Below are 14,861 nucleotides of genomic sequence, written 5' to 3'. Positions count from 1 at the left end.
AACTCATTTTTAAACTGAGAGTCAGATGACGCTGAAAATTATCCAAAACTGTTTTACAAACTTAGTAGTCATATTCGGACAAAAAGCTGTGCACAGGCTTAAATCAGTGAAGTTTTAATTAACTAAAATGTTTATTTTTTATTAGAAGGTGAGGCAGAGCCGTGAAAACGAGAACTTTCGGAAGAAAAAAATCAAAGGTAGGTCTTGCCCCCGGAACTCTTGTCCACGTGGGGGAAAAAAAGGCAGAGAAAATCGTGATTCGGGCCTGGATCTATAACAGTGAGGAACTGATAGAAAAGGAACTGAAAACCGTGGAAGAATGTCAGGCCTTGAGGGATCAGCCCAACCTGAACTTATGGATAAACATAGATGGACTCGATCGTGTGGAGATTATAGAAAAACTGGGGAGCTACTTTGGCATTCATCCTCTTACCCTGGAAGATATACTGAACACAGGGCAGCGCCCAAAAATGGAAGATTACGATTCCTATATTTATACTGTACTGAAAATGATACTTCTCGATGAAGAAAGAGAAGAGATAATTATAGACCAGGTAAGCATTATCCTTGGGCCCAATTATATCCTCTCTTTTCAGGAAAGGGAAGGAGATGTCTTTGATCCTCTAAGGGAGAGATTAAAAAATCCTGCCTCACGCCTTCGAAAGAACGGAGTGGATCATCTTGCATACAGCCTAATTGATGCTGTAATTGATAACTATTTTTTGATCCTTGAACACTTTGGGGAAGAGATTGAGGATCTTGAAGAAAAGCTGATAGTAAATCCCGTACCTGAAACTATGAGGATGATTCAGAAACACAAGAGAGAAATGATCGTTCTTCGTAGATCAGTGTGGCCTCTCAGGGAACTGATAAACAGTCTTCAAAGAGCAGAATCAGGACTCATAAAGGAGACTACGCAGATCTACCTGAGAGACGTCTATGACCATACCATTCAGGTTATTGATTCCATAGAAGCCTTCAGGGATATCCTGTCTTCAATGGTAGATGTCTATCTCTCGAGCTTGAGCAACAGAATGAATGACATCATGAAAGTTCTGACAATCATCGCCACGATTTTCATTCCTTTAACCTTTGTCGCAGGAGTATACGGCATGAATTTTGAATACATGCCGGAACTTAGATGGCGCTGGGGTTATCCTGTGGTCATGCTGGGTATGGCATTAATAGGAATAAGCATGTTCCTTTACTTTAGGAAGAGAAGATGGGTCTAAACCCCGAATTGCGTCTCGCCCGAGTTTCGCGTCGGGATCACAGGAAATCGAAGATTTTCTGGGAGTTGCACTGCAAGTGCAACAGCACGAGGTCCTTTTCGCTTCGCTCAAGAGGACTACCTGATGGGTTTAGCAATGAGTTGAGCTCAAGAGGACTAATTAAAACTCTGATCCTATACAACCTTATTAGCTTTACCGGACTATTTTTGTCCCGCTCGATGAAGGATTGTTTCCTGAGAATTGAAAAGCTATCTGTGGGATTAGGAGAGTATTCTTTTTAGTTCCTGAGGATGTTTTTTTCTGTATATTGAATTTTTTAATTGCGGCACTGGCTTTCAATTTATTGTTTTATATGGATGATGGCTGGCCTGAACCCCTCGTAGCGCAGGGAAAGAAAACTGAAAGGCTATCAGGGATTCCGAACAGGTCAATCAATTAATCTACCTATCAATTAATCAGGACCTATCTTTTTTCTACAGTCCTGCAAAATTTGTTTAAAGTAATTTTTTTATAATGGTTAGGATGTAATATTAATTAGAAATTATTGAAATATGTTAATTGCTGGAATATTATGTACGGCTATTATGACCCCCCATTTTCAGTAGAACAGGAAGGAATCTCCGTATCCGTAGAGAGGACTGGAGACAGATGGACATACAGAAGGACCCTGGGAAGAGATGAAGTGGAAAAGCTTATTCTTGGAGATAGAAAGCGAATTATCATTAATCCTGTGGAACCTCTGAATACTCCGAAAGAAATTACCCCAAATCTGTTGATAGAATTTGAAAAAACCCTGCTCCTTGCAGGGGGGGAGAAAAAACAGATTTTTTTGACTTTTCCGGTAGAAATAGGCGTCTTTATCTCGGAAAGCGAAAATAAGAGCCTTCAACTTATAGATGTTTTCACCCTGGTGAGGCAGAAGTTTACTCTTTATGGAGAAGTTTCGAATGGAGTTGTCTGTAAGCACTGGAAAAGCAGGTTATATTCGGTTTCTCCCTCACTTAACCCCCTGCAAGAGGGAATTATGGAACTAACTCTCAGAAACGCCTCCTCTGATTGGGCTTCAATCTCAAAAGCCGTTTTCAGTGCCTATGGGATGAAACTGTACTATGACGGGGACGTTTTTATGAAAGCCCGTATGGACATCCTCAATAGGAATACAGCTGAAACGGGTTTCGAGATGCAGCCCATTAATGGAGAGATGAAAGGTTCTCTTGTGAAAGACCGAAAAATCAGGAAAGAGGCTTTTGGCGTTTATGGCCTCCGGAAGCTTGGTTTTGTACCCCTTAAATTTTATATGGGGTGGGGCTTTTGATCCTGCCTGAGATTATGCCTGATATTAATTTTTTTGAGTTTGTCCTGTATCCTACCTCAAAAGGTCCAGTTACCCTGGGGGACCTGATAAAGTTTATAGTCATTCTTTCGTTTTCTGTCCTCCTTTCCAGAGTTCTCACAATTTACCTGCGAAGGTCTCTTAAAGACAGGGTCAGCAAGGATGTAGGCGAGCCTATCCTCAAGCTCCTTTACTATAGTTCTCTTATTGTCGTTTTCATTTCCATACTTCCTTTAATCGGGCTTGACCCCTCTGGGCTCCTGCTTGCAGGAGGAGTTGCAGGTATAGTCCTCGGTTTTGCGAGCCAGAACATCGTTGGAAATCTGGTTGCGGGCTGTTTCCTTATGTTTGAGAGGCCTATAAAAATAGGGGACCAGGTAGAAATCAACGGGACAGCTGGCTATGTTACCGATATCCGCATAATCTCCACCCTTATCCGTACCTATGACGGGCTCCTTGTCCGCCTGCCCAATCAGCAGGTCTTTACCACAAACATAACAAACATTGTAGGACACCCTGTAAGAAGGTTTGAATACACTGTCAGAATCCGCTATAGTGATGATGCCAGTGCTGCAATATGGTTGATCAAAGAACTTATAGATAAGGAGCCCTTCGCTCTTCTGAACCCGTCTCCCTCGGTTTTTGTTACTGAACTTGGAGAAAGCTCGGTAAATATTATTGTAAGGATCTGGGCGCCTGTAAGCGAATGGTTCGGGTTGAAAACGAAGCTCCTGTGGAATATTAAAAAAACCCTTGAAGAAAATGGCATAGAAATTCCCTTCCCACAGCGGGTACTTCATATTAAAAAGGATTCGGAAAAAAACCCGCAGGCAATTGAAGAACCGAAAGAAAAACAGTTTGAGGAAAACGAATATGTGTTGAACTTTGAAGAAAGGGTATTAAATTGAGCCAGAATAAGCCGGTGGTAAAAGCTTAGTTATAAAGGTGAGGGGCAAAGCTGAATAGTAGAGGAAAAAAGCAGGGCTTTTGTAGGCTTTTAGCATATAATGTTGATATATTCTAAAAGGTTATATAATTTTCTTTAGAATGTATTTCGTTTAAAAGTTGACGGCTCTCCCTCCCACCTGCCAGATCGGATAAATCCGATCGTCGAGGAAGGAGTTCTCTCGCATTATCGAGATAGATTTCCGGATTGCCTTTTATTCCTTGTCTTTTCTTTCATTTTTATTTACTTGAATTTTTTCTTTCATTTTTATTTCCTGCCCTCAAGTACCTCCCTGATAGGTTTAATTGTAAGAGCTCCGGGTGTTCCTTCCATACTATGAGGTGGCCAGCTGCCTGATTTGATCTCTTCCGAATTATCATTGTGTTCGTCTTCGAGAAGCAAGATTATGCCTATATCCGCAGAAATATCGTCAACTATCTTTGCTCCACAGGCATCAAGTTTTTCCAGGGCTTCTTTTCCTTTTTCCGGATCAAAGGGGGCAGTACAGCCTTTTACGACGTTTGTCCGAAAACCCCTCTCGAGAAATCCAAGCGCGTTTTGGTAAATACATACCTCATCAACCAGGCCTGTTATGAACACCTCATCAATGCCCAGTTCCGCAAGTTCCAGTTCCAGTTTCGGATTTGTGAAAGCATTGTAGTGGTCTTTCGGAAGCCTGAGTACAGCCGGATTACCCCTCTTGAGAATTTTTTTCACAAGCTCAACTATTGGATTAATTATCTCTTTTCCAGAGGGGGCTACTAGGTTTCCTTCGTATTCCCTACCTTCGTATTCGTATATCTCAAACACTAAGTCGTTTGTCATGTCTATTATAACCAGTGCTTCCAATTTTTCACCCAATCCTTATCCTTTAATGACTTTACCTTTTATCCTCTATTTTACGTGATCTGCGATAAGCTTACTCCTGAAGCCTTTTAGTTTAAGCGATTTGTCAAGACATATGAAAAATACCAAAACACTTAACACATATAACATATTAAAAATATTTCACTGTCTTCTCCTTAATTATGCAAAAATTATTGTTAATTTTGGAGATTTATTGATCATTTAGCTTTTATTATTATCGTGAAATTTAACGGCTCTCTAACTTTAAAATGATCAAAAATCAAAAAACAGGTGCCTATAAAATGTTAAAAAAACAATTGTATCTTTTCTCTCTTGCTTTGATATGTCTCCTGCTCGGGCAGGCGGCAGCAATTTCAGAAAACCTAACTTTTATAGAAAATATATCTTCAACATCAGAAAATAGTAGATTAACTGCGGTTGAAAATAATATCTTAATGGCAATTGAAAATAATGAATCCAATTCCTATGGAAACAATAGATCTATTCCATCAGGAAACTATTCTTCGGAACTTTTTTCCTTTGCTCCTTTGAATCCTGAATTTGAGGAGTATCTGGAAAGTGAAGAGCTGAATGAGGGGCGGGAAAGTGAAGAGCTAAATGAGGGCTGGGAAAATGAAGAGCTGAATGAGGATCGAATACTCCTGACCTCAGGTGAAGTTTCTGAAGAAGAGACTGAAAATTTAGCTACGGGCTTCCTCCCAGCTCCTGTAGATCTTTCACACCTAAAAACGGTTGAAAATCTGGAAGGTGAGGGTAATTATCCTGTTTCTTATAACCTCAGGACTTTAGGGCGCGTGAGCCCTATTCGGGACCAGATGGATGCAGGAAGCTGCTGGGCATTTGGAGCCTATGCATCCCTGGAATCTTACATTCTCGGAGCAGAAGGAAAAAACATGGACTTTTCTGAGAATAACGTAAAAAACCTACTTTCCGAGGACTATCCTCAAGGTTTTGACCGCACTCATGATGACGGCGGAAATGCTTTTATGACCACAGCTTACTTAGCCCGTTGGAGCGGCCCGGTAAGTGAAACCGATGACCCTTATGACTCTCACATCGGGATCTCTCCGACAGACCTTCCTTCCTTAAAACGAATACAGGAAGTTCTCTTCCTTCCGGCAAGAAACGGACAAGAAGATAACGACCTGATCAAATGGGCCCTGATGAATTATGGGGTAGTTAGCTCTGTAATTTATTACTCTCCGGATGCTTATGACGCTGCCAACTGCACCTATTATTACGCAGGCTCGAATAGTGAAAACCATCTGATAGGCATTGTAGGCTGGGATAATTCATTTGATCGAAATAAGTTCAACCCTGCAGCCCCCGGAGACGGAGCATTTATTGTTAAAAATTCCTGGGGTACAAACTGGGGAGAGGAAGGCTTCTTCTATATCTCTTATTACGATACTGCCATCGGGAGTGCAAATAATGTTCATACAACCGAAGACCTGAGTTCCTATTCCCATGTATACCAGTATGACCCTCTGGGCTGGACTGAAAGTATCGGGGTCTCAGGAAGCAGCACAGCCTGGGCAGCCAACGTTTTCACAGCCGAAAAAACCGAAACCCTTGAAGCTGTGAGTTTCTATACTCCTGCCACAGGTACGGAGTATGAAATCTACATCTACACCGATCTGCTTTCCGGACCTGTAAATTCTGCAGGAGCCGAAACTTCTACTAAAGGGACGATCGCTCTTGCAGGTTACCATACCATATCCCTGGGATCAGCAGTCCAGCTTGAGCCTGGGCAGAATTTTTCAGTAGTCGTAAAATTTACTACCCCTGAATACTCCTATCCTGTGGCGGTTGAGTTCCCGCTTGAAGGGTACAGCAGCAAAGCCAGTGCAAATCCTGGAGAGAGCTTTTTCAGCCCGAATGGGGAGAACTGGGTAGATACTACTCTGGCTATGGAAAACACAAACGTCTGCATCAAAGCTTTCACAAACAGGAGTGAAACGACAGAAGCTGCCTTCACGGCTAATGTCACCTCGGGTCCGGCTCCCCTCATAGTGGGATTTATTGATGCAAGCCTTCTTTCCCCAATGGCATGGAATTGGGATTTTGGGGATGGAAACACTTCCACCGACCGTTTCCCTACTCATAAATATACGGAAGCCGGGAAGTATAATGTTACACTCCATGTGGAAAATGAATATGGAAACAATACCCTTGAAAAAACCGAATGGGTTCATGTAACTAACTCTTCCCTGCTCTATGTGGATGATGATGAGCCTGCTGATTTCACTTCTATCCAGGACGCTGTTGACGCTTCTTCGCCCGGAGCCACAATCATTGTCCGCAACGGCACATATACCGAAAACGTGGATGTGGATAGGGCTGTTACAATCCTTTCCGAGTCCGGACCAGAATATACGGAAGTAAGAGCTGCAAATTCTAAGGATTCTGTATTTTACGTAACGGCAGATTCGGTAAACATTTCAGGTTTTTCCGTAAGCGGAGGATCTAAACCTTTGTCTTCTTCCGCTTACTCCACAGCCGGGATCTGGCTCTATGAAGTCAAGGACTGTAATATAAGCCAGAATGTGCTCTCAGATAACTACTGTGGGCTTTATGTAATTCTTTCAGAAAACTGCACCCTGGAAGGAAACACGGCTGAATCCAATAATTATGGAATCTATCTATCCTCATCAGAAGGAAATACCCTGCAAAATAACAGAATGGAAAACAACTCTTATAATTTTGCATTTCCAAGAGCTTCAACTGCAAACGATATTGACGAAAGCAATACTGTGGACGGAAAGCCTATCTGCTTCTTTGTAAACGAAAGCAACCTTATCCTTGATTCAGGTTCAAATGCCGGGACAGTATACTGTATCAACTGCCAGAATATGACAATCCGGGACCTGAACCTCTCAGGAAATCTCTACGGGCTTTACTTATACAGTTCAGCGGATTCCCATGTTGAGAACATTAGTTCGTCAGATAACAGATACGCATTCTACATCAGTGGTTCTTCCGGCCTGAACTTCACAGGGAACAATGCAAGTTCAAACTCCTATGGGCTTTATATTGTAGATTCAGAGTGGAACTCACTCTCCGGAAACATACTGGAAAATAATACTTACAACTTTGGAATTCAAGGGAACTGTACTTCGCAAAGCGCGCCTGATGTGGAGTCTAGCAACCTTCTTGATGGAAAGCCCCTGTATATCCTTTCCGGAGTCTCCGGCTATGTTCTGGATTCAGGATCATATGCGGGTTCTGTTTGTTTGCTTAACTGCCAGAACATAACAGTCCGGAACCTTGTATTCCATGATGAAAGGTTTGGGATCTACCTCTACGGAACGGAAGGAGCAGTACTCGAAAACAATACATTATCCGGCAACTATTACGGGGCATGCCTTACAGATTCCGGTAACAATACTGTACATGGAAACAAATTTTCGGGGAATTCACTGGGGATTTATCTGGAAGCCTCTTCAGGAAACTCCCTGGCAAATAACAACCTGTCCGGAAATCCGGGATACGGCGTATATCTTTACGAAGCCAGGAATAACACCATAAACGGCAATAATGTTTCTGGAGGATACACCGGAATTCGGGCTGACTGCTCGAATAACAATACTTTTGTGGAAAATACTGCTTCAGGTAGTGATCTTGGGATAGATCTGTTTGATTCGGATTACAACGTCCTGACAGCAAACAATGCAAATTCTAACAATGAAAGTGGAATTCTCCTGACCATAAGCCAGCACAACACTCTCTCAGAAAACATAGTTGTGAGAAATACCCGCGGCATATCGCTTGAGGGCTGGACAGGGGAAATTTCAACTTCAGACAATATACTGTTTGCCAATACCATTTCAAATAACCCGGAATTCGGGATCTGGCTTACCGCAGCTACAAATAACACCATCTACGGTAATTCTTTCAATAACACAAAGAATGTTAAGGATACAGGTAACAACATATGGAATACAACCGCTGGAAATTACTGGAGCGATTATGCGGGCTCTGATGCTGACGGAAACGGGATAGGAGACACTCCTTACATTATCAACTCCCTCACCGGAAGTAAGGATTACCTGCCAGTTTGCAGAGAGCCGGGAGTTCCGCTTACCCTCACTGTGGGTCCCGGATCCGGGGCGTTTTCCTCTATCCAGGCAGCTATAGACGCTGCGTGGGAAGGAGACACACTTCTCGTAAGCCCGGGTACTTATACGGAAAACGTAAAGGTGAACAAATCGGTTAGCATCATTTCATTATCAGGGAACCCTGATGATACAATTGTCCATGCGGCTGCTCCTGAAGAACATATCTTCAATGTAACTGCCGATTCCGTGACGATCAGTGGGTTTACTGTGTCCGGGGCTTCAGAAGGATATATTTCAGGGATCTATATGGAAGGGGTATCCGGCTGCATTTTAAGCGAGAACGTCCTTCTTGACAGTTATTTCGGGGCATGGTTAAGCGAGTCCGAAAACTGTACCCTATCCGGAAATACCGTGATCGGAAGAAGATTTGGGATTTACCTTGAGGGTTCCAGGAACAATAGTATTTACAACAATCTTTTCAGGAACTCTGATAATATTCGCCTCTCGGGAGAATGTGCGGGAAACACCTGGAATACTAGCAAGACTGAAGGACAAAACATCCTCGGAGACCCATATATCGGGGGCAACTGCTGGGCAAATCCTGAGGGGACAGGTTTTTCAGAAACCACCCCTGATGCTGATGGAGACGGTTTCTGTGATGCCCCTTACGAAATCCCGGGCTCCGAAAACGAGTTTGACAGCCTCCCCCTCCACAACCCCCCTGAAGTTGCCAATGGTGGAGGAGAGGAGGAAGAAGAGTACCGCGGAAGCAGCGAAAGCAGTGGGAGCCGGTCAGCCCTTTTCGGAGGTGTTTCGGGAATGTCTTCCGTCAATGTCCTGGCAGCTAGCGTTTCCAGGCAGCAGATAATCAAAGGCCAGCAGGCAGAGTTTACATTCAGCGAACCCGGATGCAGTGTTATGGGTATCAAATTTGTTTCAGGGACCAGTGCAGGGACCGTGACCGGGAAAGTTGAGATCCTCAGTGGTCTGCCAAAAACGGTTCTGGAAGGTCCTGAAGGCATGGTCTTCCAGTATATGAACATAGTAATTGGGAGCCAGTTTTTCGGAGAATCCGGTAATTTTGAGGGTGCCATGATCGACTTTAAGGTTCCCCGCAGCTGGGTAGATGAAAACAATATCAATGAAGCAAGGCTCGTCCTGAACCGTTATCATGACAAAGCCTGGACCCAGCTCGCAACTGAAAAAACAGGGGAAGATGACGAATTCCTCTACTTCAGGGCCGAAACTCCGGGTTTTTCCTTCTATTCGATTACAGGAGAAAAGAAAGGTGGTGTTACGATAATGCCGACAGAAACTTCCGGGTCTGAGGCAGCTGCACAGCAAATAATGAGGAACGAAGTTCCGGATACGACCTCAGAAGAAACAAAGAAAATCCCGGGGTTTGGGATTGTCTTTGCAGTTGCGGGAATTCTTTCCGTACTGTTCCTGTTGAAAAAGAAGTAAGGAGGATAAAGGAGGATAAAGGAGGATAAAGGAGGATAAAAGAGGATAAAGGAGGATAAAAACCCGCATCGTTGATTCAGTGAGGGGAAATCATTTTCCCTTTCACTTTTTTGATTCCTTTTTCAATAAAAGTCGTCCACCGTTACATGGCTGATATTTCTGACCCATACGACAATATTCGCTATACTGAGTAGTTCCTGTAACGCTCGACGCAGGAGAGCGGTCTTTCAGACAAAAAAGAGAAAAGGAGGGAAAGGAATGGAGAGAAAGGAAAGGAGAGAAAAGAATGGAGAGAAAGGAATGAAGAGAAAGCCAGAAAGTGAAAACTACTGAGAACACTGCAAAAAACTAACCGACAGAAATGACAGGGGAAGTCTATAAGAGATTACAGGAGATTAGCAAAAAAATCAACAATGGAAAGAAACCAAAAAATCTGTAAGTATACCAGACGGAGCAGAATAAATTCTATATGAAAAATACTCTTTTTCGACTTTCTATTTCTTCTGTCTTCCTTCTCTATTTTTCAGGACCGCCAGACAAGCCGGAGAAGGCGTCCTATATTAACCTGTGGATTTAAAGCGGTTACAGAGGTCAAGAGGATTATTTCTCGGGCCAGGAGGCATTGCTTTTTTCAATTTATTTTATCTTGACATTGTCAAATTAACTCATTATTGCAGGTATCGAAACCTATTTCTACTCAAATTTATTCCGTCTAGAATCTTTTACCTTCCTATTTTTGTTTTTTCTATTTTCTTCTTGATCAATAGTTCCATTGTTTCCACTGTCCTAAATTTTCCCTACCAAAATTGCATACTTACCAGTAACCAGAACAAGAATTCAAATTCTTTCATCCTAAAAATTATGAACTTTTTAACCTGCTAACCCTTGCCTTCCTTCTCAGTTCATTATCTTGATTTAATATTCTTGCAATTTCCCAGGCATCGATTCTTTTCAATGGATTATGGTATTTCAGTATCCATATGACCCCAGAAATTGAAATCTTATACATTTTGTTGAATTTTTTCTGATAAGAGAGTAAAATAAGCATTGCAAGCATTACTAATGCCATATGATGGTGCCATGCATTCCAATTTCTCACCATATATTCTGCCATTCCGCAGTTTCCCTTTGCATCCTGAAATGCTCTTTCAATCCAATACCTTGAACTCTGCATTCTTGCAAGTTCATCTAATGGAGTATCCTCAGAAGCGTTGCATAGGGAATATTTAATTTCATTTGATTCTACATCCTTACTTATGAGAAGCCATAATGGCTTCTCACAAGGCAAGTTATTCTGGCGTCTCCAGACCTTTATAGCCTTAAAATTGACTTTTTTATATCCTCTTTCCGTTTTTCTAACTTTGATAAGTTTCCATCCTTTAATTGAACTGGAAAGAGAATCAACTCTTGCTGATAATGTATTCAAAACCTTAAGGATAGTGGGTTTTCTTCCTCTTATTCCCTTTTTCCCAGGTACCTCAGCTACTGGTTTCTCTACATAAACAAGAGTATCGATGGCTATGTCTGCAACAAAAGTTAAACCTCTACTTTCAAGTTCTGTCAATAGCTCAGGATTTTCACCATAGAATCCATCCATTGTGACATAGGAGAAAGGAATACCTTCTTCTATTGCATTATCAATCATTTCAAGACCAAGTTCATACTTGGTTCGGAACTTTATTTCCTCACGAGGAATTTTAGCCTTTAAACAACGAGCATTGTCATCAATCCATTTTTGTGGGAGATATAATCTCTCATCAATCAACATTCTCCTCTTATTCTTAAAATAAGCAAGGAATACGCCAACCTGGCAATTATCTTTTTTTCCAAGGTTGCCGCAATACTGATGAGAAACTCCGACAGAACTATTTCCAGATTTTTTTATGCTTGATTCGTCAAGTATAAGAACACCATTTTTACCTATAGTTTGAATGGCTTTTGTTCGAACAGATTTGAGGAGATCTGCAGAACGCCAAGGAGAAGTTGAGAGGAAATGGCTTAGTGATTGGTTGTTAGAGCATTTACAACAGTAAATTGCCATTTTTCTCATATTTTTCCTATAGGGGAGGAGAAGCAAACCATTAAGGTAATCAATACAGGTTAAAACCATACAACGAGTTTTAGTTTGAAAATAGAAGTCAAGATGCTTTTCAGAAAGGTATTTTTCTACAGAAATATTATTTGACTTGATGAAGTCATCTGTTATTTGTTTCACTAAACCAAATTTATAGGAGAAAAATTATACTTCACGGTAGACATGAAAAGAAAATGTGACAAAGTCAAGTTATAGTAATCTCAAAAATTAACTTCACTTTTAAAGATGTTATTTAAGGTTGTTGTTCTTGCTTACTGTGCAAATATTTCTTGCATTGACTATCATACCAGATGAATTACCTGTTATTTTCTTGAGTGGATGGCAAAACAGCTTCAGTCCTCTAAGTGGGGGAGAAAAAAGCTCCGTATTCCAGTTTTATCCCCCGCCAACGGGAGGGATAAGGACCACGACATCCCCTTCTTTCAGTTCGGTTCCGGGTCCCTGGAGAAAATCAATATCCCTGCCGTTAACAAGAAACCTTATTCTAGGATTTTCATCTTCGAAGGGTTTTCCCGTTGCTTCTTTAAACTCCACTCCAAAATGAGATTCCAGGAATTCAAGGAGGTCTTTTACCGTATTCCCTGAACTCAGTTCGAACTGGATCTCGTGAGCGCCGGCTATCTCGCGGATCGAGGCAAGAAATTTAACATTTACTTTCATTTTTCCGGTGTTCTCCATAGGCAATCCCGAGTTCCCTTAACTTTTCTTCCGTGGGGACTCCATCAACCCATCCTCGGAGTTCGTAATATTTATCGATCATGTCAGGCACATGAGAGATCTGCCCTTTGGAAGGTCCTGCAGGAGTAGGTTCTGCTGTAAGGCGCCTGGGCAGGACATCCTGTAACCTGTTAAAGCCGTACCTGTTGTTCATCAGGCGTTCAAGGTTCGTGATCCTCTCCCCTATCCTGAGCAGTTTCTCAGGATCAAGTTCCATGCCCGTAATAGCTTGAAGCATTCCTGCATACTGAGGGAGCCAAAGGGCAAAACTGGTAAAGAGGCAGATAACGGTCGAGTTAATTGCAGAGACCATATCCTGCATGAAAATAGTCCATTCCGGCTTCCCTTCCGTTGAATAGGGATCAAGCTTTTTAGGAATTCCGAGAATTTCGGATGGAATCGTATAGCCATAAACGTGGTCTCCTCCACGATTTGAAGTTGCATATTCAAGCCCTATTCCCTGGATTGCGCGCGGGTCATAAGCCGGCAGTTCCATGCCTTTAACGTTTATGGAGTATTCCGGAGCCTGGTACTTTTCCGCAAGCTTTCTCGAGCCGAGTGCAAGGTCTGCTCCGAATCCTGCTTTATATGCTGTCCTCCAGACACACTCGACCATTGCTCCGGCGTCCCCGAACTTCAGGTTCAGGCCCAGCAGACTCCCTTCAGGAATTTTTCCTTTCTCGACAAGCTCCATGGCACATGCAATTGTTCCTCCCATGGAAATCGTATCTATCCCGAACTCATTGCAGAAATGGTTGGCTTTCACAACGGCATCAAGCTCTTTTACTCCGCAGTTGGAGCCCAGGGCAAAAATAGTCTCATATTCCGGACCTTCGGTATACTTAACACTAAAAGGCCCCTCTGGAATTACGGACTTCCTTCCGCAGACAATCGGACAGCCCCAGCAGCCTGTAGTGCCTGTCAGGTAAGTTGCAGTAAGCCGTTCCCCGCTCTGTTCGTCAGCTTCCGGGAAATTACCTTGCTGGAAATTTCTCGAAGAGTACGCCCCGTGTGCGTTTACTATATTTACAAGGACTGCAGTCCCATAAAGGTGCAGTCCTCCTTTGGGACCCGTAACCGGATTTTCTTTGATAAGGCTCATTGACTCCGCAACCTTATCGACAAGCATTTCCGGGTTTGCGGATTCCTGCCTCTGGTTTCCGGAAACCAGAATCGCCTTCAATTTTTTGCTGCCCATAACAGCCCCGGAACCGGTTCTGCCTGCTGTCCTGTACTCATCATTCATTATGCAGGCCATAGAGATCAGGTTCTCTCCGGCTGGTCCGATACAGGCAATAGAGGTTTTCTTTGGCTCCGTTCCCACCCTTTTGAGCAGCTCTTCTGTGACTGCGGTTACGGTCATGCCCCAGATATCGGGAGCTTCGACAAGTTCAGCCTTTCCGTTTATAATGCTCAGGTAAACAGGCTTCTCAGAAATGCCCCTGACGATTACCGCATCATAACCTGCGAACTTCAGATAAGGTCCCCATTTTCCTCCTGAGTTTCCGCTCCCTACTGCCCCTGTCAGCGGAGATTTGCTTGTAAGGACATGGAAACGCCCGCTCGTTGGCACCCTTGCCCCGGTAGCAGGACCTGTAGCAAAAACAAGGAGGTTATCCGGGTCAAAGGGCTGCATATCATCCCTGAACTCGTCATATATGAGTTTCAGGCCAAGCCCTTTTCCTCCGAGATACATCCTCAGCGTCTCTTCATCCAGCGGTTTATCTTTAAGCTCTCTGGTCTCAAGATTAACATCAAGAATTTTTCCTGCATAGCCCCCTAACATAAATAGTCTCCTCCAAGAATAATGATTTCAGTCTTCTAGCAGTTCCATCTTCCAGTTTCCGGCAGCAACCCCTTACTCGCCAGTTTCAGAACAAAGCTCAGACGAGAGCCTGCCGGATAAGTGTTAGACATACAATTTTAATGAAATATGAATTTGAATTATATTTAATTATACAAAAGTTCCTTAATAAAAGTATCACATAAAATTAATTAGTAAAAAGACACCCTCTATTTATTGCCTCCCTGAGTTTATTATACTCGGAACTAGAGAGTTTATAAATGAAATAGTAAACCGAATTCTTTTGACTTTTCGGTTGATAATACACTGGTCCAGGAAAGCAGGATAACCATTGCTAATGAGCAT

The 14,861-nt window shown here is 42.7% G+C and carries 8 protein-coding genes; 4 read left to right on the top strand and 4 right to left on the bottom strand.

Features of this window, described 5'->3' with window-relative positions:
- Positions 1 to 161 precede the first annotated feature (161 nt).
- From corA to ACZ5A8_RS08525, 3 genes are all read left to right on the top strand, one after another.
- Positions 162 to 1,232 (top strand): magnesium/cobalt transporter CorA, encoded by a 1,071-nt coding sequence (gene corA, locus ACZ5A8_RS08535; RefSeq protein WP_464533345.1) that lies wholly within the window; start codon positions 162 to 164, stop codon positions 1,230 to 1,232.
- Positions 1,233 to 1,803: 571 nt separating this feature from the next.
- On the top strand, positions 1,804 to 2,547 hold the full coding sequence (locus ACZ5A8_RS08530) for a DUF432 domain-containing protein (RefSeq protein ID WP_464533344.1): 744 nt from the start codon (positions 1,804 to 1,806) through the stop codon (positions 2,545 to 2,547).
- Positions 2,544 to 3,473, top strand: coding sequence for a mechanosensitive ion channel family protein (locus ACZ5A8_RS08525; protein ID WP_464533343.1), 930 nt, complete (start codon positions 2,544 to 2,546; stop codon positions 3,471 to 3,473). The genes ACZ5A8_RS08530 and ACZ5A8_RS08525 overlap by 4 nt, the downstream gene beginning before the upstream one ends.
- 305 nt (positions 3,474 to 3,778) lie before the next feature.
- Here ACZ5A8_RS08525 and ACZ5A8_RS08520 read toward each other — a convergent pair whose 3' ends face one another.
- Positions 3,779 to 4,372, bottom strand: a complete 594-nt coding sequence (locus tag ACZ5A8_RS08520) for a cysteine hydrolase family protein (RefSeq protein ID WP_464533341.1) — start codon at positions 4,370 to 4,372, stop codon at positions 3,779 to 3,781.
- A 440-nt stretch (positions 4,373 to 4,812) separates the two neighbouring features.
- On the opposite strand from ACZ5A8_RS08520, the gene ACZ5A8_RS08515 reads away from it, so the two are divergent.
- Complete coding sequence (locus ACZ5A8_RS08515; RefSeq protein WP_464533340.1) at positions 4,813 to 9,900, top strand: NosD domain-containing protein; 5,088 nt, start codon at positions 4,813 to 4,815, stop codon at positions 9,898 to 9,900.
- A gap of 859 nt (positions 9,901 to 10,759) precedes the next feature.
- Here ACZ5A8_RS08515 and ACZ5A8_RS08510 read toward each other — a convergent pair.
- From ACZ5A8_RS08510 to ACZ5A8_RS08500, 3 genes are all read right to left on the bottom strand, one after another.
- Positions 10,760 to 12,115, bottom strand: a complete 1,356-nt coding sequence (locus ACZ5A8_RS08510) for an IS701 family transposase (RefSeq protein ID WP_464533339.1) — start codon at positions 12,113 to 12,115, stop codon at positions 10,760 to 10,762.
- A 255-nt stretch (positions 12,116 to 12,370) separates the two neighbouring features.
- Positions 12,371 to 12,655, bottom strand: coding sequence for a MoaD/ThiS family protein (locus tag ACZ5A8_RS08505; protein ID WP_464533338.1), 285 nt, complete (start codon positions 12,653 to 12,655; stop codon positions 12,371 to 12,373).
- Positions 12,639 to 14,498, bottom strand: a complete 1,860-nt coding sequence (locus tag ACZ5A8_RS08500) for an aldehyde ferredoxin oxidoreductase family protein (protein ID WP_464533336.1) — start codon at positions 14,496 to 14,498, stop codon at positions 12,639 to 12,641. The genes ACZ5A8_RS08505 and ACZ5A8_RS08500 overlap by 17 nt, the downstream gene beginning before the upstream one ends.
- Positions 14,499 to 14,861: the final 363 nt, after the last annotated feature.

It is taken from the genome of Methanosarcina subterranea (assembly GCF_055385895.1).
The sequence above is the reverse complement of the archived record's forward strand: the minus strand, read 5'-3'. Positions and strand labels throughout refer to the sequence as shown.

Bases quoted from the DNA above. Each gene is read 5' to 3' on its own strand.
- ACZ5A8_RS08530 (WP_464533344.1), top strand. From the start codon at position 1,804: ATGTACGGCTATTATGACCCCCCATTTTCAGTAGAACAGGAAGGAATC.
- ACZ5A8_RS08500 (WP_464533336.1), bottom strand. From the start codon at position 14,498: ATGTTAGGGGGCTATGCAGGAAAAATTCTTGATGTTAATCTTGAGACC.
- ACZ5A8_RS08515 (WP_464533340.1), top strand. From the start codon at position 4,813: ATGGCAATTGAAAATAATGAATCCAATTCCTATGGAAACAATAGATCT.
- ACZ5A8_RS08505 (WP_464533338.1), bottom strand. From the start codon at position 12,655: ATGAAAGTAAATGTTAAATTTCTTGCCTCGATCCGCGAGATAGCCGGC.